This is a genomic window from Micromonospora sp. NPDC047812 (assembly GCF_040704175.1).
In the GTDB taxonomy this organism is placed as follows: Bacteria; Actinomycetota; Actinomycetes; order Mycobacteriales; family Micromonosporaceae; genus Micromonospora.
Genome location: NZ_JBEYRY010000005.1, coordinates 75,473 through 98,121, shown reverse-complemented (window position 1 = coordinate 98,121; position 22,649 = coordinate 75,473). Strand labels below are relative to the sequence as shown.

Sequence of the window (22,649 nt, the reverse complement as noted above, 5' to 3'; positions counted from 1 at the left end):
CACCTATCCCTTGACTGCGCCGGAGGTCAGGCCGGAGACGATGCGGCGCTGGAAGAAGAGGACGAACAGGATGATCGGAACGGTGATCACCACGGCGGCGGCGCAGATCGCCCCGGTCGGGTCCTCGAACTGCGACTCGCCGGTGAAGAACGACAGCGCCACCGGCACCGTGCGCGCCCGCTCGGTGGAGGTCAGCGTGATGGCGAAGAGGAAGTCGTTCCAGCAGAAGATGAAGACCAGGATCGCCGTGGTGAACAGCCCCGGCGCGGCCAGCGGGGCGATGACCCGCCGGAACGCCTGGGCCTGCGTCGCGCCGTCCATCTTCGCCGCCTTCTCCAGGTCCCACGGGATCTGCTTGAAGAACGCCGACAGCGTGTAGATCGCCAGCGGCAGCGCGAAGGTGATGTACGGCAGGATCAGGCCGGGCCAGGTGTCGAAGAGGCCGAGCTGCCGCTCGATCTCGAACAGCGGCGACACCAGGGACACCTGCGGGAACATCGCGATCAGCAGGGACACCCCGACCAGCAGGCGCTTGCCGGGGAAGTCCAGCCGGGAGATCGCGTACGCGGCCATGGCGCCGAGCACCACGGCGATCACGGTGGCGATCAGCGCGATGCCGATCGAGTTGACCAGGGCCCGGACGAACTGGTCGGTCTGGAAGATCGTCCGGTAGTTGTCCAGCGTCCACTCCTGCGGGATGAAATTCCCGTCGGTCAGGGTCGCCGGCGTCTTGAACGACAGCGACATGATCCAGAGCACCGGCACCAGCGCGAAGACGACCACGATGGCGTCCAGCAGGCCCCAGCGCAGCTTGGCCCGGGTGGTGGTGTCAGCCATCTCAACGCCTCTCCCCGTCGTCGCTGCCGGGGGCAGCGGTACCGAACAGCTTCACGAAGACGAAGGCGATGATCGCCACGGTGAGGAAGATCAGCACCGACATCGTCGATCCGATGCCGAGGTTCAGGCCCCGGATCAGGTTGTTGTAGGCGAGCATCGACACCGACGAGGTCTCGTTGCCGCCCGCGGTCAGCACGAAGATGTTGTCGAACACCCGGAACGCGTCCAGGGTGCGGAACAGCAGCGCGACCAGGATCGCCGGCTTCATCACCGGCAGCATCACCTTCGTGAACCGCTGCCAGGAGGTGGCGCCGTCGGTGGAGGCAGCCTTGAGCAGGTCCTCCGGCACCAGGGCGAGGCCGGCCATGAGCAGCAGCGCCATGAACGGCGTGGTCTTCCAGATCTCGGCCAGCATGATGATCGCCAGCGAGCTGGCCCGCTCGGTCAGCGGCGCGCCGTCGCTGAACAGGTTGGCCAGGTAGCCCGTGCCCGGCGTCCACGCGTACCGCCAGGAGAAGGCGGCCACGACCGTGACGATGCCGTACGGGATCAGCGCGGCGGTCCGCACGATGCCCCGGCCGACCAGCGTACGGTGCATGATCAGCGCCAGTCCCATGCCGAGCACCAGTTCGACGGCGACGGTGACCACCGTGATCAGCGCGGTGACGCCGAACGCCGTCCACCAGAACTCGTTGGTCAGCACGGTGGCGTAGTTCTCCAGCCCCACGAACTCGCGTTCGGCGGGGAAGCGCAGGTCGTAGCGCTGCAAGGACAGCCAGACCGAGTAGATGATCGGGTACGCGGTCACCAGCACCATGACCAGCGCGGCGGGCGCGCAGAGCAGCCAGCCCAGCCGGCGCTCGGCCTTCTTGTTCTCGCTCAGCGGGGCCTTGCGGCCCCGGCCGGCGCGCTGGGCCGGCACCCTGGCGTCCCGGCCGGGCCGGGTGGCCGTCTCGTCGGCGGCCACGTCGGCGCCCGCCGGCGTGGCGTTGACGCTCATGCCGCCACCTCCGGGCGGTCGGCGTCGAGTCGCCGGATGCGCTCGATCACGGCAGGACCCCCTTCGATTCGAGGGCGTCGGCGATGGCGTCGCGCAGCTCGTCGGCGGTCTGCTCGGGCCGGATCGCCGACGGCGGCGACAGGATCGCCGACATGACGGTGGAGATGCTCTGGTACGCCGGGGTCAGCGGCCGGACCGCCGGCTCCTTGAGCTCTTCGAGGATGGTGTCCCGCATCGGGTACGCCTCGGCCATCTCCGGGTCGTCGTAGACCTTCTCGATGGTCGGCGGCACGCCGTCGTTGACGGCGGAGAACTTCTGGTTCTTCTCGTTGCGGATGCAGCGGGCCGCCTCGAAGGACTCCTCGGGGTGCTTCGAGTAGGCGCTGACCGCCATGTTGATCCCGCCGATGGTGACCTTGCTCGGCGTGTTCTCGTCGACGCCCGGGATCCGGGCCCAGCCGACCTGCTTGGCCAGCTCCGGGTTGGCCTCCTGCATCGCCGGGTAGACGAACGGCCAGTTGACCTGGAACGCGCCGTCGCCGGCCTGGAACTCCAGCCGGACCGGGTCCTCGGTGGCGTTGCTGAACGACGGCGACGTCACGCCCGACGTGGCGAAGCGCTGGAGCTGCTCCAGCGCCCGGACGGTGCCCGCGTCCATCACGGCCTGCTTGCCGTCGTCGCTGAGGATCTTGCCGCCGGCGCTCTCGGCGAGGGTGTTGTAGAGGACCACGAGGCCCTCGTACTGGGCGCCCATGGTGAGCACCTGGTACGGCTTGCCCTGCTGCTTCAGCTGCTGGGCGGTGGAGATCATCTGGTCCCACGTCTTCGGCGGCTGCGGCACCAGGTCCTTGCGGTACCAGAGCAGCTGGACGTTGGTGTTCTTCGGCGCGCCGTAGAGCTTGTCCTCGTAGCGGGCGGTCTCCAGCGGGCCGGCGAGGGTGCCCTGCTCGACCTCCGCCCGGTCCTGCCCGGTCCACTCCCTGATCCAGTCGGCGCTGGCGAACTCCTGGGTCCAGGTGACGTCGAGGCCGAGGACGTCCATCCCGCTGTCCTGCGCCGCCAGCCGGCGGACCATCTGCACCCGCTGGTCGTCGGCCTGCCGGGGCAGCACCCGGTAGACGATCTTGTAGCGCCCCTGGGCCTGCGCGTTGCAGTCGTCGACGACCTTCTGCAGGTTCTGCTCCGGCGGGTAGTACAGGTTGATCGTGGGCGTACCGCCGTCCCCGCCGGAACCGCAGGCGGCCGCCATCGGCGCCACCAGCGTCAACGCCGCGGCGGCAGCCACCGCGCGCACGCGTGGCCGCCGTCGGCGTCGGGCCTTGTCAGGGTCGCTCATCACCCCTCCCCTCGTGTCGGCCAAAGGCCGGGGTGAGGCTCCGCGCCCCGGCGCACGGCGAGCCGTCCGGGCCGTCTGACCAGCGGTTCCGTCGTCCCGGACGTTTCGTGGCCCCAACACTGCCCGACCTGCGAAGTTGCGAAACCTGACGCTGGCGGGACGGCGCCGACATCACGGGGTGTGGCGCGGATCACCGCCGTGCGGATCGACCCGGCCGCCCGTAGGCTCGGCCGATGGACGCCACCTTCTTCCTCGACCCCGCCTGCCCGTGGACCTGGCGCACCTCCCGCTGGCTCGTCGCGGTCGCCGACGCCCGGGGCCTGCACATCGAGTGGCGGGCGTTCAGCCTGGCCATCCTGAACTCGGGGCGGGTGCCGCCGGAGTACGCCGACGCCATGACCGCCTCCAGCCGCGCGCTGCGGTTGGTGGAGGCGCTGCGCGCCGAGGGCCGCCACGACGACGCCGCCCGGTTCTACGCCGAGATCGGCGCCCGCAGCCACGACGCGGGCAACCCGCTGTCGGCGAAGATCGTGGACGCGGCCGTCGAGGCGGCGGGCCTGGGTGCCGCCGCGCCGGCTCTCGACGACGACCGCTGGGACCAGGCGGTACGCGAGTCGCACGCCCTGGCGTACGCCTCGGCCGGCCCGGACATCGGCGCGCCGGTGCTCATGGTCCCGGGCGCCGAGCGGGGCATCCACGGCCCGATCCTGACCGAGGTCCCCGGCACCGACGACGCCCTGACGATCTGGGACTCCCTGCTACCCCTGATCCGGATGCCCGCGTTCCACGAGGTCAAGCGCGCCCGCCACTGACCCGCGACCGCCACCTTTCTGGTTCCTCCCGGGCTGCTCGCCCGCCCGGCCCGGGGGGTGAGCGGCTCGCCCTGTCATCACCCGACCCGGCGCCGGTTGAGCATCGCGCGTACCAGCATGACCACCCAGCCGATCGCGGCGAGCGCGCCGGCCACCGCGAGCCCGGAGAAGATCAGCCAGGTGTCGCCGCCCCGGGCGGCGAAGACACCCCTGCGGGCGCCGGTGTCGCGGGCCGCCACGGTGGCGCCCGAGGTCAACCTGTCCGGCCCGTCGTAGACGATGACGTCGTGACGCGGCGTCCCGCCCCCGTCGGGGACGAAGTCGCCGTGCCAGACGCAGTTGCGGCTGCACTCCTCGCGCAGTGCGATGAAGGTGCCCGCCGTGCCGCCACCGGACTTCGCCCGCCAGGCGGCGGCGACGTCGGGCACGGCGAGGGACAGCCCGAGGAGGGCGAGGAACGGAAGCCCGGCCCAGAGCAGCACCTTCATCCCCCAGCCAGCCGTCCCATCCGCCACGACCACACGGTAACAAGATCGGCTCTCGCGTCGTCGATCATGAGGTTGGCGTCGCGCCTCGTCCGTTTCGTCGCGGCCAACCTCATGATCGACGGGGGCGGGGGCGGGAGGGCCGGGGCGGGGGGTGGTTGCCCCTATCGGTGGGTTTGTTGTGGGAATCTCTCTTCGGCGTCGGGCAGGTTGGGCAGGATCGGTCCCAACGAGGAGGTGCCGTCGTGCAGGACACCCGCGCTCTCGCCCTGACGTTCGAGGTGAGCGGCCTGCCACCGGTCAAGACCGAGGCGCTGTCCGTCTTCGCCGCCGGGCACCGGCAGGCGACGAGGGTCCGCGCCCTGCTCGATGCGGCCTGCGCCGCGGCCCAGCGCACCGGCTGGACCCCGCTGTCCGGGCCGATCGAGGTGGACCTCGTGCTGCGCTGCCCGCCGGGGCACCGCACCTCCGACGCCAGCACCCTGCTCGGCGGGGTGTGCGCGGTGCTCCAGGACAAGAAGCGGGTGACCAGCATCGGCCTGGCGCACCTCGGCGTCCTGGTGGACGTCGCCCTCTACGACGACGACCGGCAGATCCGGCGACTGTCGTACGCGGAGAAGCCGGCGGAGGACTTCTCGTACCAGGTCCGGGTCGCCGCCGTACCGCACGTGGTTTGACCGACGGCCGCGGTGGGGTACCGCGGACGCCGACGAAGGGAGCGCCGATGTCGGAGCCACATGTCACGCTGGACCCTCGCGGGCTCGATCCCGTGCAGCAGAAGCTGCAGGGCCCGCTGGAGGACCAGCTGACCTCGGCGCTGCAGGCCGCCACGGAGCGGATCAGCGCCAGCTACGCCGGCGAGCCGGTGGAGCAGATCTGCCAGCGGCTGCTCGACGAGACGCGCTCGGGGCTGCACCCCGACATCGCCGCCGGCTTCAACCCGGACATGGACGAGTTCTGCCGGGTGGCGGTGGCGATCGTGCGCGGCGAGGTCTCCTGAGCCACGCGACATCCGACCTCGCCGGCTCCTGGGCCGACGCGGTCGACGTGTCAGCTCCGGACCCGTCCACCGAGGTGACGCGCACGCTGGCATGTTCTGGGCCCTGGCCGGGGCCGCACGCCCCCCGGGCGCACCCCCTCAGGCGGCTCGCGGGTCGACCCGCGGCGTCGGGTCTCGCGCCGAGCAGAGCGAGGAGCCGACCGCGCCGCCTCGTCGTCGGCCCGGACGGCGGCGATGTCCAGGCGGGCCCGCACCGACAGGTCCTCGTAGTCCAGCAGCTCCCGCCGGGTGGAGACGATTGCCCGGGCGGTCAGGACCGGGGCCGCAACTCCCCGATCCTGCCCCCAGCCGTCCGGCGTGGTAGCGGGCGTCGCCGGATGAGCGCGCGGGCGCGGCACGCCGCCCACGCCGGGCTCAACACGACGGGCCTGCCGCCTGCACTCAGCTCCATGGTGCCCACCTACCGGACTTCGGCGCGCCCCCGCCTCACCCCGAAGAGCCGTGAGCGCCGGATCAGGTTAGGCGCGCGTCCGTGGGCCGGACAAGGACGAACCGGGGCCGACCGGCCGTGATTGATGTCAAGGTGGAAAAGCGGCATGTCGACGTAACACGGCCCCGCGGATCGACGCTGTTTCCCGTCGGGGCGACCAGTTTCCTGCCGCCTGGACGGGTGGCCGAGCGACGATTGGCGTTCGTGGTGGCCAGGGGACTCGGTGTGCGAAGGGTATCGCTCCGAAGCTGCTCTCCGGCGAGCTGACGCGCTTTCGCGCCACGTACACGATCCGTTCCCTGCCGGGCGACCACAGGAAGGTCAATGAAGAGGGCTGCGAGTCACCGTTGATCGCGTGATCGTCTACTCTGCGCCCGTCACCTCCAACCGCCTTCCTGGACGGTCACCCATGGCATGCCAGACCTGCGGGGACGCCACGTCTCCGGCCTTCAACGAGTGCCAGCGCTGCGGCACCCCGCTCGGCCAGCCGGCGATCGCTCCGGGAGTGCCGACCTACCGGGTCCGGAGCCTGGGCACGGCCGCCGGGATCGCGGTCGGCGCGGCGAGCCTGCTGTACGTGCCGAGCGGGCTGTTCCCCGTGCTCGGCGTACGGATGGCCCGCGCGGCCGCTGAGCGGAGTGACCGGGATCTGCTGCTGGGCGCGGCGGCCGCCGAGGTGCTGCTCACCCTGCTCCACGTGCTGGCGATCCTGACCGCCGCGGTGCTGGTGATCATCTGGACGTGGCGGGTGCGGAAGAACCTGGAGGCGTTTCCAGGAGCCCTGCCGACGCTGAGCCCGGCCTGGGCCATCGCCGGGTGGCTGGTCCCGTTCGCCAACCTCGTCGTGCCCGCGCGGGTAGTGGCCAACGTGGCCCGGGACAGCCTCTGGCGTCGCACCACGCCGGCACTGGTCGGGCTCTGGTGGACGGCCTGGCTGGTGTTCAGCGTCGGGGACCGGATTGTCGCTCGTCTCGAGGAACAGCGGTACGGCCGGCTGACCGAGTGGCCCCGCAGCGAGACGGAGTTCGCCACGTACGTCCGCTTCTATCAGGACGCGCTCGGCCCCCGGCTCATCCCCACAGTCGCCTGCCTGGTTGCCGGCGCCTCGTTCGTCGTGCTGATCCGCCGGATCTCCGCGGCCCAGGAGAGCCGGATCGCGAAGGCGGCTCCGCTCTGGCCGGGGCACCCGGGCGGGATCGTGGCGGGTGCGCCCTACCCGCCGCCCCGGAGCGCGTCGGCGTACCCGGTGGACCCGGCAGGCTCGATTCCCGACCTGCCGGTCGCGCCAGGTCCGGCTTCAGCGCCGCCACCGGCCCCGCCGGTGGTGGGTGGCACGACCGGGGCATGACGCAACCGGGCCGCAACGCGCCGATCGGGCGTGGGTGAGGGACCGTCATGCGGTGGCGAAGGAGACGACCTGGGCGACCTCGCGCATTCGCAGCCCCTCGTAGAGCCGGCGCGGCACCGGGTATCCGCCGTCGCCGCGCGGGCCGACAACCGCTTGGGTGGCGCCGAGGTCACGTGCCGCCCGCATGATCTCGGCGCACAGGGCGCGCCCCAGTCCACGCCTGGCGTGGTGTGGCCCGGTCCCGACCGGCTCGAACAGGACCGACCCCGACTCCGGGTCGAACCATCCCAGCCCGAAGGCGGCCAGTGATCCGTCGGCCGCCTCGGCGACCAGGTCCAGTTCCCCGCGGTATACCGGCGTGGCCATGACCGCCAGATGTTTGTCGACCGAATAGCTCGATCCGGCCTCGTCGCCGGTCACCGGCAGATCGAGCATGCGCTTGATGCGTGCCGGGTCCCAGCAGCGGCGGTGCACCTCGACCCGCTCCGCCAGCTCGTCAGGGCGGGCTGGGCGAATCGAGTAGCCGTCGGGAGTGGGGTGCGCGTCCAGGTCGGACAGATCGGCGAGGCTCCGCCACAGCTGCGCGAACCACGGCCCACCGGACTCCCGGAAGCCCCGAGCCGTCAGCGCGTCGACGAGCTCGGCCTGCTGTAGCGGCACCTCCACCGTGACGCGGGATGCGACCCGCAGTAGCTCGTCGACCGCACCCGCCAGTTGGTGGGGGGTCGTGGTCTGCGGTGCCAGGTGCAGTGACGCCGTCGCGGGCTCCACAGTCGACGCCGGCAGCCAAACGTCGGCGAAGCCCAGGAGGGGATCGCCCCAGGCGACGGTGACGTCGGGGGCCGGGCTGCCGTCCCCGTGGGTGTGGGCCCAGGCGACGTTGCCGACGTGCAACCGCTGCTGCGGGGTCCAGGTTCGCCCGACGCAGGCCAGGCGCGCGGCGAGATCAGTGGTCCGCACCACTGCGCCTCAGAAGTGGCGCAGCAGGTCGGTGAAGGCGGACAGCCGCAGCACGCCCGGGTCGGCCGGGTCCAGCTCGTCGTGCTCCAGCACCCAGGTGTTCTCGTTGGGGATGAACACGGCATTCAGCCCGGCGGCGCGGGCGGGCCGGATGTCGGACTTCGGGGAGTTGCCGATCATCCAGGTGACGGCGGGGTCGACGCCGTGCTCCCGGACCAGCCACCGGTAGGTGTCCACGTCCTTCTCCCGCACGATGTGCGCGGCCCGGAAGTGGTGCAGCAGCCCGGAGGCGTCGAGCTTGCGCTGCTGCTCTTCGCGTTCGCCCTTGGTCAGCAGCAGCAGCTCGTGCCGGGCGGCCAGGGCGTCCAGCGCCTCGGCCACCCCCGGCATCAGCTCGACCCGGTGCGCGACCAGGGCGGCGGCCAGCTCCTCGATCTCGCGCCGCTCCGCCTCGGTCGCGGGCCGCTGCCGCAACCGCTCCAGGCACTCCCCCAGGCTGCGCAGGAACACCTTGCTGCCGTAGCCGTGCGCGACCGCGTTGGCCCGCTCGATGTCGTCCAGGATGGCCCGGGTCTCGGCCCGATCGAGGGTCGGATGGTCCAGCCACTCCAGGAAGTCGTCGATCACCCGCTCGAACAGGACGTTGTTCTCCCAGAGCGTGTCGTCGGCGTCGAAGACGAGCACCTGCCCGTCGCGCCGGCGCGGCGTGTCTCCCATGCCTCCCCTCCCCGCGATGCGGCTCCGAGCCAAGCTGGCGGGGGCGCACCCATCTGATCTTGGACAGTTCCCGTGCGGTGCGCACCGTAACTGTCCAAGATTCCGCGCGGCAAGCGGGTTGTGGGGCCGCGGGTCACGGGCCGGCGAGCAGCCCCGCCATGATCATTTCCTCGCGCTGTTCCTGCACGTCCGGGCGCAGCCGCCCACCCCGGGTCAGCATGACCGTACCGTGCAGCAGCGCCCACCCGACCTCGGCGAGGGTGTCGGGGTCGCGGCCGGCAGCCAATGGCGTCAGGGCCGCACGCAGCTCGGCGAAGGCCGCCCGGGGCGCCCCGGGCCCCGGGTCGCGGCCCAGGGTGAGGTCCGAGGTGTGGGCGAGCATCGCGTCGTAGACCTCGGGACTGGCGTACGCGAAGTCCAGGTAGGCCGTCACCACGGCCGGCCACTCCCCGCGCTCGCCCCCGGTGGCGGCGGCCCGGGCGGCGGCGAGCGCGGCGGCCAGATCAGCGAAGCCGAGCACCGCCACGGCGGACATCAACGCGGCCGGGTCCGGGAACCGGCGGTAGACGACCTCGATGTCGATCCCGATCCGCTCGGCCAGCCGGCGGTGGGTCACCGCCCCCCACCCCTCGGCCTCGGCCAACTGGCGAGCGGCCAGGACGACGCGCTCCCGTTCGGCCGGCGCGGCGTCTGCTCCCTCTGCTGACGACACGCCGCCGATGCTAACGACCGTCACCACCAGTGAAGGACTCGTGACGGATTGACGACTCTGCGCCTGGCGGGCCACCGAGGAGCGGGCCGGACGAGCCGCGCCAGGACGAGCCGAAAGCGGTGGGACGCGCGCGGCGGGACGGGCGGGACGGGACGGGACGGGGCGAGGGCGGCGGGACGGGCACGGTGGGACGGGACAGGGTGGCGGGACGGGCCGTCAGCGGCGCAGGGTGAGGATCAGGTCGGCGACCAGGGCCGTCCAGCCGGTCTGGTGCCAGGCGCCCAGCCCGGCGCCGTTGTCACCGTGGAAGTACTCGGGGAAGCAGATCAGGTCCCGCCAGTCCGGGTGGGTCTGGAAGAGCTGGGCGGCGCCGTAGATCGGCCGCCGGCCCCAGCCGTCGCGGGTGAACAGCGAGATCAGCCGCGCGGAGAGGTCGTCGGCGATCTCGTCGAGGGTCCGCTTCACCCCGGAGCGCGTCGGATACTCCACCTGGAGGTCGTCGCCGAAGAAGGCGGCATAGTCGCGCAGCGCGCTGATCAGCAGGAAGTTGGTCGGCATCCAGATCGGGCCGCGCCAGTTCGAGTTGCCCCCGAACAGGCCGCTGGTCGACTCGGCCGGTTCGTAGCCGACGCTGAACTCCTGCCCGCCGAGGGTCACCGAGAACGGCTTGTCGAGGTGGGCCCGCGACAGCGTGCGCAGGCCGTACTCGGAGAGGAACTCGTCGGTGTCGAGCATCCGGGCGAGCAGCCGGACGATCTGCTCCGGGCCGACCATGGACAGCAGCCGGTGCTGGCGGCCGTCGGGGCCGAGCCGCCGGGCGCCGATGACGTCGGCGTACTCGGGGCGGTTGGCGAGGAACCAGCGCAACCGGGCGTGCAGCTCGGGCAGCCGGTGCAGCGTGTGGGCGGTGAGCCGGGTCGTCGCGGCCAGGGGCAGCAGGCCGACGACCGAGCGGACCCTCAGGGGGACCTTCGAGCCGTCGGCGAGGCGCAGCACGTCGTAGAAGAACTCGTCCTCGGCGTCCCACAGGCCCTGCTCGTACGCGGCGGCGGCGATGTAGGCGAAGTGCTCGAAGAACTTGGTGGCGGTGTCGACCCACGTGCGGTCGTGCTCGGCCAGCACGACGGCGATGTCCAGCAGGTTCAGCGCGTACATGGCCATCCAGGCCGTGCCGTCGGACTGCTCCAGCACGCCGGCCACCGGCAGCGCCGCCGAGCGGTCGAACGGGCCGACGTTGTCCAGCCCGAGGAAGCCGCCCTCGAAGACGTTGTTGCCGACGGTGTCCTTGCGGTTGACCCACCAGGTGAAGTTGAGCAGCAGCTTGTGCATCACCCGGGCCAGGAAGTCGTGGTCCCGGCTGCCGTCGATCTCGAAGACCTTCAGCGCCGCCCACGCGTGCACCGGCGGGTTCACGTCGCCGAACGCCCACTCGTACGCGGGGATCTGGCCGTTGGGGTGCAGGTACCACTCGCGGAGCAGGAGCAGCAGCTGCTCCTTGGCGAAGCCGGGGTCGACCCGGGCGATGCTGACGCAGTGGAAGGCCAGGTCCCAGGCCGCGTACCAGGGGTACTCCCACGGGTCCGGCATGGAGATCACGTCGAAGCTCGTCATGTGCCACCAGGCGCTGTTGCGCCCGTGCCGGCGCCCGGACGGCGGCGGCGACGAGCCGGGATCGCCCTCCAGCCAGCGCTTGACGTCGAAGTGGTAGAACTGCTTGCCCCACATCAGCCCGGCGATCGCCTGCCGGGCGATCAGGGCCTCGTCCGGTGTCGCGGCGGCCGGGACGACCCCGGCGAAGAACCGGTTCGCCTCGGCCCGCCGGGCCCACACCACCGCGTCGAAGCCGTCGCCGAGGTCGGCCGGCGGTGGCGGGGTGCCGCCGGGCGGCGGGGCGGTACGGGTCAGCCGCAGCCGGATGCGCCGCTGCGCGCCGGCCGGCACGTCCAGCACGTAGTGCAGCGCGCCCTTGGTGCCCTCCCGGGCCGGGTTGACCGTCGGGGCCCCGTCGACCACGTGGTCGTTGATGCCGTCCTTCGGGTACGGGGAGCGGCCGGGCAGCCCCCAGAGCCGCTCGGCGTTGGTGTCGTTGTCGCAGAGCAGCGGCGTGGGCTCGCCGTCGCCCTCGAGCAGCAGCTGGCCGAGCACCCGGTGCTCGCCGACGAGCCGCGATCCCTCGCCGACCAGCCGGGGCACCCGGTCACCGCCGGGCAGCCCCCACGCCCAGGTGTTGCGGAACCAGAGGGTGGGCAGCACGTGCAGGGTGGCCGCCCGGTCGCCCCGGTTGGCGACGGTGACGACAATGCACAGGTCCGTCGGCGTGGCCTTGGCGTAGTCGACCGTCACCGCCCAGTACCGGTCGTCGTCGAAGATGCCGGTGTCGACCAGCTCGTACTCGGTGTCGTCCCGGCCGCGCAGCGCGTTGACCGCGACCAGCTCGTCGTACGGGAAGGCGGCCTGCGGGTAGTGGTAGCGCCAGCGCATCCACGAGTGGGTGGGGGTGGAGTCCTCGTACCACCAGTACTCCTTGGCGTCCTCGCCGTGGTTGCCGCCGTCGCCGCCGAGGCCGAACATCCGCTCCTTGAGGATCGGGTCCCTGCCGTTCCACAGGGCGAGGGCGAAGCAGAACGTCTGCCGGTCGTCGCAGACGCCCGCCATGCCGTCCTCGCTCCACCGGTAGGCTCTGGACCGCGCGTGGTCGTGCGGGAAGTAGTCCCAGGCCGTACCGTGCTCGCTGTAGTCCTCCCGTACCGTCCCCCACGCCCGCTCGGACAGATAGGGACCCCATGCGCGCCAGTCCTGCTCCCCGGCGTCGGCCTGAGCCAGCCGGAGCCGTTCGGGGTCGGGCGCGGAGTCGTCGGGGGTCGGCACGTCGGTGATCACTCGCACATCTTCGACGCCGACGGGGGACTTCACCACAGGAGCCATTCTCGTCGTGGTGTGTTGCACCCCGCCGCCGGTGGAGGAAAGTTGATCGACATTCGCTTCGGCCCGCAGGTCTGCGGCGACCCGACCGGCGGCGCCGCCCGGGAGTGGCTGGTCACCGACGGTCTCGGTGGCTACGCCACCGGCACGGTGAGCGGGCTGCGCACCCGCCGGTACCACGGACTGCTCGTGGTGGCCGGCGAGACGCCGGCGTCCCGCCGTGTGGGACTGGTCGGCCTGGACCCGGCCGTGCTGTTCCCCTCCGGCGCCCGGGTCCGTCTGGGCGCGCACGAGTGGGCCTCCGGCGACGTCGACCCGCGCGGCTTCGAGCTGCTGGAGCGCTTCGACCTGACCGACGGCCTGCCCCGGTGGCGCTGGCGCATCGGCGACGTGGTGATCGAGCGGGAGCTGGCGATGACGCACGGCCGCTCCTGCGTCGCCGTCGTGCACCGGCTGGTCTCCGGCGGGCCGGTGCGCCTCGACCTGGCGGCGGTCTGCACCTGGCGGGACGCGCACGGCGAGCGCCGCGCGGACGGCCCCGATCCACGGGTGGAGCCGGTGCCGGGCGGGGCCGTGGTCGAGGGCGCGTTCCGGCTCGCCGGGCCGGACTGGACCCCGCAGGGCCAGTGGTGGCTCGGCGCGCACCACCGGGAGGAGGCGGCGCGGGGCCTGAACCCCGACGAGGACCTCTGGTACGCGGGCCGGTTCTCGGGCGGGCTGGAGCGCCCGGGCGACACGGTGTCGGTGCTCGCCTGGGCCGGCGAGCTGGCCGAGGAGCCGCCACCGGCGACCGAGGTGGTCGCGGCGGCCCGGGTCCGCAACCGGCGGGTGGTGGCCGCGGCGAAGCCGGCCGACCCGGTCGAGGCGACGCTCACGCTGGCCGCCGACGCGTTCGTGGTCCGCACCTCCACCGGTCCGGACGTGGTGGCCGGCTACCCGTGGTTCGGCGCCTGGTCGCGCGACACGATGATCTCCTACGAGGGGCTGTTCCTCTGCACGAACCGGGCCGACGAGGGCCGGGAGCTGCTGCGGGCGTACGCGGCGACGCTGTCGGAGGGGATGCTCGCCAACACCGCCGACACCGGGCGGGTGGAGTACAACACCGTCGACGCGACCCTGTGGTTCCTGCACGCGGTCAGCCGGCACGTCACCGTCACCGGCGACACCGACCTCGGCGACGAGCTGCTGCCCGCGCTGCACGGGGTGGTCGACGCGCACCTGGCCGGCACCCGCTTCGGCATCGCCGTCGACCCGGCCGACGGGCTGCTCACCCAGGGCGGCACCCCGGGCACGGCGCTGACCTGGATGGACGCCCGGGTGTACGGGGTGCCGGTCACCCCGCGTACGGGCAAGCCGGTGGAGGTCAACGCGCTCTGGGTCAACGGGCTGGCCGGCCTGGCCGAGCTGACCGAGCTGGCGGGGCGGGACGCGGGCGAGCTGTGGCGGCTGCACGAGCGGGCCGGCGCCGCGTTCCGGGACCGGTTCCCCGCCCCGACGGGCTGGCTGCACGACGTGGTGGACGCGCCCGCGCCGGCGTACCCGCTGGGTGGCGCCGCGCACCACGACGACGACCTGCTGCGCCCCAACCAGCTGCTGGCCTGGTCGCTGCCGTACGCCCCGCTGGAGCCCGACGAGGCCACCGTGCGCCGGGTCGCCGGCGGGCTGCTCACCCCGCTGGGCCCGCGCAGCCTCTCCCCCGACGTGCCCGAGTTCGTCGGGCGGCACCGGGGCGGTCCGGCCGAGCGGGACGGCGCCTACCACCAGGGCACCGTCTGGCCCTGGCTGCTCGGCCCGTACGCCGACGCCGCCCGGCGGGCCAAGATGCCGGTCGATGACCTTTTCGTCGGCATCGAGGCCCATCTGACCGAATATGGCCTAGGATCGGTGAGTGAGACGGCCGACGGCCTCGCGCCGCACGCCGCCACCGGGTGCCCGTTCCAGGCGTGGTCGGTCGCCGAGCTGCTGCGCGCCCGCAGGAACGGCCGGTAGCGCTTTACACGACCGCAACGGCGGCGTCTCCGCCGGTTAGCCAGCCACCAGCAGGATGGGTCCCGATCCAGTCGCGACCGTCACGGGCACCGCTCCGGTGCCGTCGGCGCGCACCCGGGGACAACTCAAAGGGGGCCGCATGTCACCTGACGCCGACGTGATCGACATCCATCCCGCCCGGCCGCAGCGGGTGCTGATGCTCTCCTGGGAGTACCCGCCGGTCCTGGTCGGCGGGCTCGGCCGGCACGTGCACGCCCTGTCGGTCGCCCTCGCCGCCGCCGGGCACGAGGTCACCGTCGTCACCCGGCACAGCGAGGGCGCGCCCCTGGAGGAGTACGCCGACGGCGTCCGCGTCGTCCGCGCCGCCGAGGACCCCGTCACCTTCCCCCTGGCCACCTCCTCCCTGCTCGCCTGGACCATGGCCTTCAACCACACCCTCACCCGCGCCGCACTACGCGCCACCGAGGCCGGCACCTACGACGTCATCCACGCCCACGACTGGCTCGTCGCGCACACCGCGACGACCCTGCGCGAACACCTCGACCTGCCCCTGGTGACCACCATCCACGCCACCGAGGCCGGCCGGCACCAGGGCTGGCTGCCCGAGGAGATGAACCGCACCATCCACGGCGTCGAACACTGGCTGAGCAACGCCTCCGCCCGGGTGATCGCCTGCTCGGGCTACATGCGCGACCAGGTCACCACGCTCTTCGACGTGCCGGCCGGGCAGATCGACGTGGTGCCCAACGGCGTCGACGACCGGGCCTGGCGCGCCCGGCCGGGGGCGGTCACCGCCGCCCGGGCCCGGTTCGCCGGCGACGGCCCGCTCGTCGGGTACGCCGGCCGGCTGGTCTACGAGAAGGGCGTGCAGCACCTGGTGCACGCCGTGCCGTACCTGCGCGACCGGCACCCCGGGCTGCGGGTGGTGATCGCGGGCGACGGCCCCTACCGCGCCGAGTTGGAGGAGCAGACCCGCAGTCTCGGGCTCGGGCAGACCGTACGCTTCGCGGGCTTTCTGGACTCGACCCGGCTCCCGGCGCTGCTCGGCGCCACCGACGCGACCGTGGTGCCCAGCCTCTACGAGCCGTTCGGGATGGTGGCCCTGGAGGCCGCGGCGGCCGGCGCGCCGCTGGCCGTGGCCCGCACCGGCGGCCTCGCGGAGATCGTCGAGCCGGGCGTGACCGGGGTGACCTTCCCACACAGCGACCCGGGCGCCCTCGGCGAGGCGGTCGACCAGATCCTCGGCGACGAGGTCTTCGCCCGGCGGGTGGCCCGGCGGGCGCGCGCCATGGTCGGCCAGCGGTACGGCTGGGCGACCATCGCCGCCCGGACCGCCGGTACGTACGCGACGGCGTGCCGCGAGCACGGCCCGACGCAGGCCCGGCGCGCCGCCGCCCGGCTCGGTGGAGCCCGTCGAAAGATCACCATCCCGGAGGGGAACCTGCTCGCCGTCGGCGGCGCCGTCCGCTGAGCGGCCGGGGCGGCCTCCCCGCCGTCCGGTGGCCGACAGAACGGTCCCGTCCGCCGCCCGGCGGCGGCATACTTCCTGCCGGTGACCCACCCCTCCCCGCCACCGTCCCAGGTGGACCGTCCGGGCGATGCCCTGCGGAGCGCCGGCGAACTACAGTGGCGTAGTTTTGGCGCTCAAGATCCCTGGGGAGGGTGAGCCGACATGATGGGACCGTCCCACGCGCTGTCCGGCGCGGCGGTGTGGCTGGCCGGGTCCTGGGCGCTGCAACAATTCGCCGACTACCACCAGTCGCCGCTGGAACTCGCCGTCGGCACCGCGGTCTGCGCCGGTGGGGCGCTCTTCCCCGACCTCGACCTGTCCGGCAAGGTGACCCGCAACCAGGGCGGGGCGACCGTCGCCCGCACCTTCGGCGTGTTCTCGCTCTTCATCGCCGAGGTGATGGAGAAGGTCTCGCTCGGGGTCTACTACGCGACGAAGCTCAGCAAGGATCCGCGCCGCAACAACGGCCACCGCACGTTGACCCACACCATCCCGTTCACCCTGCTGGTCGGCTGGGGAACCACCACGCTCTGCGCCGCGTACGGCAAGTGGGCGGTCATCGGCATCCTGTTCTTCATGTTCGGCCTGGCGCTGCGCGGCCTGTTCGACAAGTGGGCGGAGCGCGCCGGCTGGGTCATCGTCACCCTCGCGTCGGCCGCCGCCGCCTGGTACACCTTCGCCAACCTGCCCGGCGGCCGGGGCTACCCGCTGATCGGCACCGCCGTGGGGGTGGGCTGCTTCGTGCACATCCTCGGCGACATGATCACCCGGGCCGGGGTGCCCATCCTCTGGCCCATCCCGATCAAGCGTCGGATGTGGACGCCGATCGGGCTGCCGAACAAGATCGCCCTGCGGGCCGGCGGCAAGACCGAGGTGGTGGTCGTCCGGACCGTGCTGACCGCGATCTCGGTGCTCGCGGCGGCCGGGCTGGTCGCCCCGTCGGTGCTGCAACGCTTCAACATCGACGTCTGACGGCCTTTCCGCGCCCGGTCAGCCCAGCGCCCCGGCGGCCCAGCGGACGAGCAGTTCCAGCACGGGCCGGCGGCCCGCCATCATCTCCGTCTCGCCGCGGGCGTCGTAGGTCTGGCTGATGGCGGAGCGGCCGAGCCGACCGAGCATCAGGGGCGCCAGCCAGAAGTACTTGGCCGCCCCCGTGAGCCGGACGGCCCGGGCCACCGCCTCCGGCGCGACGGCGCCGCGCAGCCCCTCGGCGTAGCGGTCGACCACGGTCGCGGCCACCTCGTCGAGCAGCGCGACGTCGACCAGCCCGTCGAGGAAGGTGTCCAGCACCAGGTTGGCCGCGTCCTCGCCGATCGGCCCCGGGCCGACGCCGGACCAGTCCAGCAGCACCGGGCCGTCGGCGGTGAACACCAGGTTCATCGGCCAGCAGTCGTGGTGGCAGAGCGTGCGGGGCAGCCGGTCGGTGGCGGCGAGCACCTCGTGCCGCCGGTCCCACAGCGCCCGCAGCGCGTCGCGCAGGGGGCCCGGCCAGGCGGCGACGGCGACCGGGTGCTCCCACGGCACCGGCGCGGCCACGGGCCGGCTCAGCGTGTAGTCGCGCAGCCAGTCGCGCGCCAGCCAGTCCGGCGGACGACCGTCGGGCGCCAGTTCCCGCGCCTCGGGGTCGCCGAGCCACCGGGCGTGCCCGGCGCCGAGCCGGACGGCCACCTCGCCGAGGTCGGCCGGCGTGCAGGCGATGCCCGGCCGACCGTCCGCCTCGGACAGCCACAGCGCCACCGAGCCGTCCGGCCGGTCGTCGACCGCCAGCGGCGTCGGCGCGGCCAGCCCGGCGTCGGCGTACGCGGCGGTGGCCAGGCCGCTGCGGTACGCCTCGACCTCGCGGCGCCAGTAGTTCCAGTGCCCCGGATCGTCGCTGCCGGCCCAGTGTGCCGGGGCGGGGCGGCCGGGCCGGGTGAGGAGTTTCAGCACGGCCGACCGCCCGTCCCGGCGGGTGCGCCAGATGCCGCCGGTCACCCCGTTGAGCGTGTTGTGGGTGAGCTGCTCGGCCGGCGCGTCGGCGGGGACCAGGTCGGTCGGCGGGCGGGACGCGGTCACGGGGCCCCAGCATCGCCGGGACGGGCCACCGGGGACGCGGACGGAGCGCCCGTGACCGGCGGGCCGGGGCGGCGCCAGCGGGCCAGCCACCCGGTCGCCGCCCGTGCCCACCGCACCACGGCCGAGTGGGCCACCACCGGGCAGAGCACGACCGCCGTCGTAAGGAACCAGGCCAGCGCCGCGTCGGCGACGACCGCCCCGGTGACGGCCGCGATGCCGACGACGTACAGGCCGACGAGGAGCACGGCCACCCCGCAGGCCGCCAGCGTGCGGGCGAACGCGCCACGGCGGGCGAGGGCGACGTCGCCGATGACGACCGCCGGCACCACCACGAGCAGCACCAGGACGGCACCCGGCAGGGCGGCGTCCAGCACCATGAAGGGCCTGGCCAGTGGCCCGCCCGGGCCGGCGTCGGCGACCAGGGCCAACGCGAGCCGCGCCAGGAGGCCGACCGACCCCTCGGCGACGTACACCAGCCAGGCGGCGACCGCCCCTGCGACGTGCCGGATCAACGTTCCGATCATCGGCGGACCTCCCCCGCGTCAGCGGGCCGCCGCAATGTGCCACGGCGGCGGACGCCGCGTCCGCCGACGCTAGCGGAACAGGGGCCTGGCGTGGGGGCAGTGGCGGTACCGGACGGCCGCCGACGGGTCTAGGCGCCGACGCGCTGGGGTGGGACGGTCAGCCCGTAGAGCGCCATCAGTTCCGGGGTGTCGACCCGGCTGCCGTCGGCCACCGAGTCGCAGGAGATGTCGACGATCTGGTCCTTGTGCGCGAGCAGGTAGGGCCGGGCGCCCACGTCCGCGCTGGCCAGGGTGGCGATGCCGGACCAGTGCCGGCGTCCGAACAGCATCGGGTAGCCGCGCAGCCCGTCGTAGGTGGCGCAGACCAGCACGTCGGGGTACGGCAGCGCGACCACCCGACGCACGGCGGTGGCGGTCAGGCCGGGCATGTCGACCGGCACCACCACGACCGCCTCGATGCCCTCGTCGTCGAGTGCGGCCAGGCCCGCCCGGATGGACGAGCCGACGCCGGTCCCCCACGCCCGGTTGATCACCACCGTGGCCCGGCTCAGGTCCGCCGTCTCGCGGACCTGGTCGGCCGCGGCGCCGAGCACGACCACGATCCGCTCGCAGCCCGCCTCGGTCATCGTGTCGATCATCTGGTTCACCAGGGGCTTCTCCCCCTGGTGCAGCAGCGCCTCGGGGCCGCCGATGCGGCGTCCCCCGCCCGCGGCGATGATCATTCCTGCGATCCGGTTCAGCTGGGCCCCCTCCACCGTGGAGCGGGCCGTGGCGCGAGGACACGGCCCGCTCCGTCGTACGGACATCGGGAGCAACGAGGACAAGGCGGACCGGGTAGCGGGGCGAAAAGGGAAAATAGTGCAACTGTTACCGGCCTGGAACCGCACCGCACCGCCCGTCACGGGCTGTGCGTACGGTCAGGACGGCGCCCCGGCGGCGGCCACCGCGACCGGCAGCGGGTCGCGGGGCGGACGCGACAGCAGGCGCGCCAGGTCCCCGTCAGTCCGCGCGAGGAACCCGGCCGCCGTGGCGGAGTAGATCGACATGAGCATGGCCGGCTGGAACGGCAGCAGGCCCGGGCCCGCCAGGGCGGCACGCCGCTCGCCCAACGACACCGGGCGGTACGGCACGCCCCACTCGGCGGCCAGACCGGCCGCGGTGAGCGCGACGGGCCCGGTCAGCTCGTACGTGCGGCCGCGGTGGGCGGCGGGGTCGGCGGCCACCCGCACGGCGGCGTCGGCCAGATCCTGCCGGGCCACGGCGGCCAGCGCTCCCGTGCCGAACGGGGCCGTGACCGCGCCGTCGACCGGGGCCGCCAGCTGACCGAACAGCTCGGCGTAGAGCCCGTTGCGCAGGATCGTCCAGCCCAGCCGGCTCTCCCGCAGCCGACGCTCCGTCCACCGGTGCGCGAGCGCGAAGGCCAGGTGGTCGCCGGCGCCGACCAGGCTCGTGTAGACGACGTGAGCCACCCCGTGCCGCTCCGCGGACGCGATCGCCCGGTCGTGGCGGGCGAGGACGACGTCGTCCTCGCCGTAGCCGGCGGAGACCAGCACCAGCACGCGTACGCCCGCCAGGTCCGGCCCCGCCGGGTCGTCGAAGTCCACGACCCGCCCGGCGGGGCCGAAGCGACCGGGGGTACGGGTGCCGGCGAGCGGGGCGAGGCCCCGCTCGGCCAGCCCGGCGTGGATGAGGGAACCCAGGTGCCCGGAGGCGCCGGTGACCAGCAGCATGAGGGGAGCCTTTCGGTGGTACCGAATCAGAACTAACCTCATCGTCGGGAACCACGGCAGCGGCCACAAGGAGGCACTTCGATGTCGGCAGGGCACACGGCGGTAACCGACGCGCTCGCACCCTGCGGCCTGCCGGAGCATCCGGACTGCGGCATCCGCGACGTGCTCGACCGCATCGGCGACAAGTGGTCGGTGCTCGCGATCGTCGAACTCTCCTCCGGCGTCCGCCGGTTCCGGGAGCTGCAACGGGCCATCCACGGCATCTCGCAGCGGATGCTCACCCTGACCCTGCGCCGCCTGGAGCGCGACGGCCTGGTGCTGCGCACCGCGTACCCGACCGTCCCGGTGACCGTGACCTACGAGCTGACCGAGCGCGGCAGGAGCCTGACCCACCTGGTGCGGCAGTTGGCTGACTGGTCGCTGGCGCACAAGGACGCCATCGCCGAGTCGCGGCACGCGTGGGACGCCGCCAACCCCGGATCCGGCGTCTCCTGACCCGGGCGGGAGCCGTCACGCCGCGTCGGCGTAGCAGTCCACGATGGACAGATCCAGCGGGAAGCGGACCGGGGTGTCGCCGAAGAGCAGCGCGGCGGCCTGCGCACCGCACCGGGTGACCGCGTCGGCGACGGCGTCGGCCCGCTCCGCCGGGCAGTGCACGATCACCTCGTCGTGCTGGAAGAAGACCAGCTCGCCGCCGGCGTCGGCGAGCCGGCCGCGCAGCGTCGCCAGCAGGGTCGAGGCCCACTCGGCGGCGGTGGCCTGGATGACGAAGTTGCGGGTGAACCGCCCCCGGGAGCGGGCCGCCCGCGCCCGCGGCGACTGCGGATCGCCGCCGCCGTCGGGGAGGTCGGCCTCGGCGTCGCCGAACCCGGCCGTGCCGGGCGGGCAGGTGCGCCCCAGCCAGGACCGCACCAGCCCGCCGGCCTCCCCCGTGCGGGCGGCCGCCTCCACGTAGCCGAAGGCCGTCGGGTAGTTGCGCCGCAGCACCGCCAGCGCCGGCACCGCCGCCCCGCCGGTCTGCCCGTACATCGCGCCGAGCAGCGCGACCTTGGCCCGGGGCCGGTCGCCGCCGAAGGCGTCCTGGGCGAGGGCGGCGTAGAGGTCGCCGGCACCACCGGCGGCGGCGAGCCGGGCGTCGCCGGAGACCGCGGCGAGCACCCTCGGCTCCAACTGGCCGGCGTCGGCGACCACGAACCGCCAGCCCGGATCGGCCACCACCGCCCGCCGGATCACCTTGGGGATCTGCAACGCGCCGCCGCCCCGGGTCGCCCAGCGGCCGGAGACGACCCCGCCCGGGACGTACTCCGGCTGGAACCGCCCGTCGCGCACCCAGGCGTCGCGCCAGGCCCAGCCGTGCGCCGTCCAGATCCGGTAGAGCTCCTTGTATTCCAGGACCAGCGGCACCGCCGGGTGGTCCACCCCGCGCAGCACCCAGGCCCGGGTGTTGGGCAGGTCCACCCCGGCCCGGGCGAACGCCCGCAGCAGCTCCGCCGGGGAGTCGGCGTGCAGCTGGCGTACGCCGAACGCGTCGGCGATCCGCGCGGCCAGTTCGGCCAGCCGGCGCGGCGGGCCGCCCACCGGCGACGGCTCGCCGAGCAGCTCGGCGAGGATCTCGTCGTGCACGTCGGCCCGCCAGGGCAGCCCGGCGACCCCCATCTCCACGGCGATCAGCGCGCCGGCCGACTCGGCGGCGACCAGCAGCCGGAACCGGCCGGGATGCTCGGTCGCGGCGATCCGGGCGAGCTGGTCGGCGTAGACGCGGGTCAGCGCCTCGACGCCGGGGCCCGGCGGGCCGGGCAGGGCGTCGAAGAGCGCGCCCTGGCCGTGGCCGGGCGGCGCGGCCGGACGGGGCGGCGGGTCGGGCGGCACCGGTGCGCCGGTCAGCCGGGCCCAGGCCGCCGCGAACGAGCGGGGCTCGCCCCAGCGGCCGGCGTGGCCGAGCAGCAGGGCCTCGGTCAGCTCGACGTCGTGGCAGCGCTCGACCCGCACCCCGGCACGCAGCAGCGCGGGGTAGACGGTCGCGCCGGAGGCCCACACCCAGCGCGGCCGCTCCGCCGCCTCGCGCGCCGCGACGGCCGCGGCCAGGTCGCTGACCGGCCGCACCGGACCGACGGGCAGCCCGGCGGCGTCGAGGGATTGCAGCGCTCCCCCGCCGCGCTCGTCCGAGACCACCGCCACCAGCACGGATGCGATTCTGCCTCGCCCCTGCGACACTTCACGCG

The 22,649-nt window shown here is 73.7% G+C and carries 21 protein-coding genes; 8 read left to right on the top strand and 13 right to left on the bottom strand.

The genetic code is table 11. The annotated features are described in order from the left end of the window. Positions 1 to 3 precede the first annotated feature (3 nt). The 3 genes from AB0883_RS20325 to AB0883_RS20315 are packed head-to-tail and all read right to left on the bottom strand — an operon-like array spanning position 4 to position 3,173. Positions 4 to 837 carry a carbohydrate ABC transporter permease gene (locus AB0883_RS20325; protein ID WP_366642734.1) on the bottom strand — a complete coding sequence of 278 codons (834 nt, stop codon included), beginning with the start codon at positions 835 to 837 and terminating at the stop codon, positions 4 to 6. Between the two features lies 1 nt (position 838). Beyond that, a complete protein-coding gene (locus tag AB0883_RS20320; RefSeq protein WP_366642733.1) occupies positions 839 to 1,837 on the bottom strand; it encodes a sugar ABC transporter permease in 999 nt (332 codons plus the stop codon). Positions 1,838 to 1,883: 46 nt separating this feature from the next. Further along, positions 1,884 to 3,173, bottom strand: coding sequence for an ABC transporter substrate-binding protein (locus tag AB0883_RS20315; RefSeq protein WP_366642732.1), 1,290 nt, complete (start codon positions 3,171 to 3,173; stop codon positions 1,884 to 1,886). A 233-nt stretch (positions 3,174 to 3,406) separates the two neighbouring features. Between AB0883_RS20315 and AB0883_RS20310 the strand changes: the two genes are divergently transcribed. Beyond that, on the top strand, positions 3,407 to 3,985 hold the full coding sequence (locus tag AB0883_RS20310; protein WP_366642731.1) for a DsbA family protein: 579 nt from the start codon (positions 3,407 to 3,409) through the stop codon (positions 3,983 to 3,985). A 77-nt stretch (positions 3,986 to 4,062) separates the two neighbouring features. Here the strand turns inward: AB0883_RS20310 and AB0883_RS20305 are convergent, their stop codons facing one another. Next, on the bottom strand, positions 4,063 to 4,500 hold the full coding sequence (locus AB0883_RS20305; protein WP_366642730.1) for a hypothetical protein: 438 nt from the start codon (positions 4,498 to 4,500) through the stop codon (positions 4,063 to 4,065). Positions 4,501 to 4,715: 215 nt separating this feature from the next. On the opposite strand from AB0883_RS20305, the gene AB0883_RS20300 reads away from it, so the two are divergent. The 3 genes from AB0883_RS20300 to AB0883_RS20290 all read left to right on the top strand — a co-directional run bounded on the left by AB0883_RS20300 (position 4,716) and on the right by AB0883_RS20290 (position 7,308). Beyond that, complete coding sequence (locus AB0883_RS20300) at positions 4,716 to 5,147, top strand: hypothetical protein (RefSeq protein ID WP_366642729.1); 432 nt, start codon at positions 4,716 to 4,718, stop codon at positions 5,145 to 5,147. 47 nt (positions 5,148 to 5,194) lie between these two features. Beyond that, a complete protein-coding gene (locus tag AB0883_RS20295; RefSeq protein ID WP_358082131.1) occupies positions 5,195 to 5,470 on the top strand; it encodes a hypothetical protein in 276 nt (91 codons plus the stop codon). 899 nt (positions 5,471 to 6,369) lie between these two features. After that, the gene (locus AB0883_RS20290) at positions 6,370 to 7,308 is read left to right on the top strand and encodes a DUF4328 domain-containing protein (RefSeq protein ID WP_366642728.1); all 939 of its coding nucleotides are present in this window, start codon (positions 6,370 to 6,372) and stop codon (positions 7,306 to 7,308) included. A 45-nt stretch (positions 7,309 to 7,353) separates the two neighbouring features. Here AB0883_RS20290 and AB0883_RS20285 read toward each other — a convergent pair whose 3' ends face one another. The 4 genes from AB0883_RS20285 to AB0883_RS20270 all read right to left on the bottom strand — a co-directional run bounded on the left by AB0883_RS20285 (position 7,354) and on the right by AB0883_RS20270 (position 12,622). After that, the gene (locus AB0883_RS20285; protein WP_366642727.1) at positions 7,354 to 8,268 is read right to left on the bottom strand and encodes a GNAT family N-acetyltransferase; all 915 of its coding nucleotides are present in this window, start codon (positions 8,266 to 8,268) and stop codon (positions 7,354 to 7,356) included. 9 nt (positions 8,269 to 8,277) lie between these two features. Continuing rightward, positions 8,278 to 8,985 carry an HAD family hydrolase gene (locus AB0883_RS20280; protein WP_366642726.1) on the bottom strand — a complete coding sequence of 236 codons (708 nt, stop codon included), beginning with the start codon at positions 8,983 to 8,985 and terminating at the stop codon, positions 8,278 to 8,280. 133 nt (positions 8,986 to 9,118) lie between these two features. After that, on the bottom strand, positions 9,119 to 9,697 hold the full coding sequence (locus AB0883_RS20275) for a TetR/AcrR family transcriptional regulator (protein WP_366642725.1): 579 nt from the start codon (positions 9,695 to 9,697) through the stop codon (positions 9,119 to 9,121). A gap of 216 nt (positions 9,698 to 9,913) precedes the next feature. After that, on the bottom strand, positions 9,914 to 12,622 hold the full coding sequence (locus tag AB0883_RS20270) for a glucosidase (protein WP_366642724.1): 2,709 nt from the start codon (positions 12,620 to 12,622) through the stop codon (positions 9,914 to 9,916). A 42-nt stretch (positions 12,623 to 12,664) separates the two neighbouring features. On the opposite strand from AB0883_RS20270, the gene AB0883_RS20265 reads away from it, so the two are divergent. From AB0883_RS20265 to AB0883_RS20255, 3 genes are all read left to right on the top strand, one after another. After that, positions 12,665 to 14,608 (top strand): amylo-alpha-1,6-glucosidase, encoded by a 1,944-nt coding sequence (locus AB0883_RS20265; RefSeq protein WP_366642723.1) that lies wholly within the window; start codon positions 12,665 to 12,667, stop codon positions 14,606 to 14,608. Positions 14,609 to 14,747: 139 nt separating this feature from the next. Next, the gene (locus AB0883_RS20260; protein ID WP_366642722.1) at positions 14,748 to 16,079 is read left to right on the top strand and encodes a glycosyltransferase family 4 protein; all 1,332 of its coding nucleotides are present in this window, start codon (positions 14,748 to 14,750) and stop codon (positions 16,077 to 16,079) included. 201 nt (positions 16,080 to 16,280) lie between these two features. Beyond that, complete coding sequence (locus AB0883_RS20255; RefSeq protein ID WP_088999461.1) at positions 16,281 to 17,090, top strand: metal-dependent hydrolase; 810 nt, start codon at positions 16,281 to 16,283, stop codon at positions 17,088 to 17,090. An 18-nt stretch (positions 17,091 to 17,108) separates the two neighbouring features. On the opposite strand, the gene AB0883_RS20250 is transcribed toward AB0883_RS20255, so the two are convergent. The 4 genes from AB0883_RS20250 to AB0883_RS20235 all read right to left on the bottom strand — a co-directional run bounded on the left by AB0883_RS20250 (position 17,109) and on the right by AB0883_RS20235 (position 20,427). Continuing rightward, positions 17,109 to 18,173: a phosphotransferase gene (locus AB0883_RS20250; RefSeq protein ID WP_366642721.1), complete on the bottom strand. Its 1,065-nt coding sequence runs from the start codon at positions 18,171 to 18,173 to the stop codon at positions 17,109 to 17,111. Continuing rightward, positions 18,170 to 18,697 carry a hypothetical protein gene (locus AB0883_RS20245; protein WP_366642720.1) on the bottom strand — a complete coding sequence of 176 codons (528 nt, stop codon included), beginning with the start codon at positions 18,695 to 18,697 and terminating at the stop codon, positions 18,170 to 18,172. The genes AB0883_RS20250 and AB0883_RS20245 overlap by 4 nt, the downstream gene beginning before the upstream one ends. A gap of 128 nt (positions 18,698 to 18,825) precedes the next feature. Further along, entirely contained in the window at positions 18,826 to 19,419 is a 594-nt protein-coding gene (locus tag AB0883_RS20240; protein ID WP_366642719.1) for a nucleotidyltransferase family protein, read from the bottom strand. Between the two features lie 195 nt (positions 19,420 to 19,614). Then, on the bottom strand, positions 19,615 to 20,427 hold the full coding sequence (locus AB0883_RS20235) for an NAD(P)H-binding protein (protein WP_366642718.1): 813 nt from the start codon (positions 20,425 to 20,427) through the stop codon (positions 19,615 to 19,617). Positions 20,428 to 20,508: 81 nt separating this feature from the next. Between AB0883_RS20235 and AB0883_RS20230 the strand changes: the two genes are divergently transcribed. Continuing rightward, the gene (locus AB0883_RS20230) at positions 20,509 to 20,922 is read left to right on the top strand and encodes a helix-turn-helix domain-containing protein (RefSeq protein WP_121400786.1); all 414 of its coding nucleotides are present in this window, start codon (positions 20,509 to 20,511) and stop codon (positions 20,920 to 20,922) included. Positions 20,923 to 20,937: 15 nt separating this feature from the next. Here AB0883_RS20230 and AB0883_RS20225 read toward each other — a convergent pair whose 3' ends face one another. Continuing rightward, positions 20,938 to 22,641, bottom strand: coding sequence for a bifunctional 3'-5' exonuclease/DNA polymerase (locus tag AB0883_RS20225; protein WP_366642717.1), 1,704 nt, complete (start codon positions 22,639 to 22,641; stop codon positions 20,938 to 20,940). Positions 22,642 to 22,649 lie beyond the last annotated feature (8 nt).

Excerpts from the sequence above, each read along its gene's own strand:
- AB0883_RS20325 (WP_366642734.1), bottom strand. The coding sequence starts at position 837 with ATGGCTGACACCACCACCCGGGCCAAGCTGCGCTGGGGCCTGCTGGAC.
- AB0883_RS20320 (WP_366642733.1), bottom strand. The coding sequence starts at position 1,837 with ATGAGCGTCAACGCCACGCCGGCGGGCGCCGACGTGGCCGCCGACGAG.
- AB0883_RS20315 (WP_366642732.1), bottom strand. The coding sequence starts at position 3,173 with ATGAGCGACCCTGACAAGGCCCGACGCCGACGGCGGCCACGCGTGCGC.
- AB0883_RS20310 (WP_366642731.1), top strand. The coding sequence starts at position 3,407 with ATGGACGCCACCTTCTTCCTCGACCCCGCCTGCCCGTGGACCTGGCGC.
- AB0883_RS20295 (WP_358082131.1), top strand. The coding sequence starts at position 5,195 with ATGTCGGAGCCACATGTCACGCTGGACCCTCGCGGGCTCGATCCCGTG.
- AB0883_RS20290 (WP_366642728.1), top strand. The coding sequence starts at position 6,370 with ATGGCATGCCAGACCTGCGGGGACGCCACGTCTCCGGCCTTCAACGAG.
- AB0883_RS20280 (WP_366642726.1), bottom strand. The coding sequence starts at position 8,985 with ATGGGAGACACGCCGCGCCGGCGCGACGGGCAGGTGCTCGTCTTCGAC.
- AB0883_RS20270 (WP_366642724.1), bottom strand. The coding sequence starts at position 12,622 with ATGGCTCCTGTGGTGAAGTCCCCCGTCGGCGTCGAAGATGTGCGAGTG.
- AB0883_RS20260 (WP_366642722.1), top strand. The coding sequence starts at position 14,748 with ATGTCACCTGACGCCGACGTGATCGACATCCATCCCGCCCGGCCGCAG.
- AB0883_RS20255 (WP_088999461.1), top strand. The coding sequence starts at position 16,281 with ATGATGGGACCGTCCCACGCGCTGTCCGGCGCGGCGGTGTGGCTGGCC.
- AB0883_RS20245 (WP_366642720.1), bottom strand. The coding sequence starts at position 18,697 with ATGATCGGAACGTTGATCCGGCACGTCGCAGGGGCGGTCGCCGCCTGG.
- AB0883_RS20240 (WP_366642719.1), bottom strand. The coding sequence starts at position 19,419 with ATGATCATCGCCGCGGGCGGGGGACGCCGCATCGGCGGCCCCGAGGCG.
- AB0883_RS20235 (WP_366642718.1), bottom strand. The coding sequence starts at position 20,427 with ATGCTGCTGGTCACCGGCGCCTCCGGGCACCTGGGTTCCCTCATCCAC.
- AB0883_RS20230 (WP_121400786.1), top strand. The coding sequence starts at position 20,509 with ATGTCGGCAGGGCACACGGCGGTAACCGACGCGCTCGCACCCTGCGGC.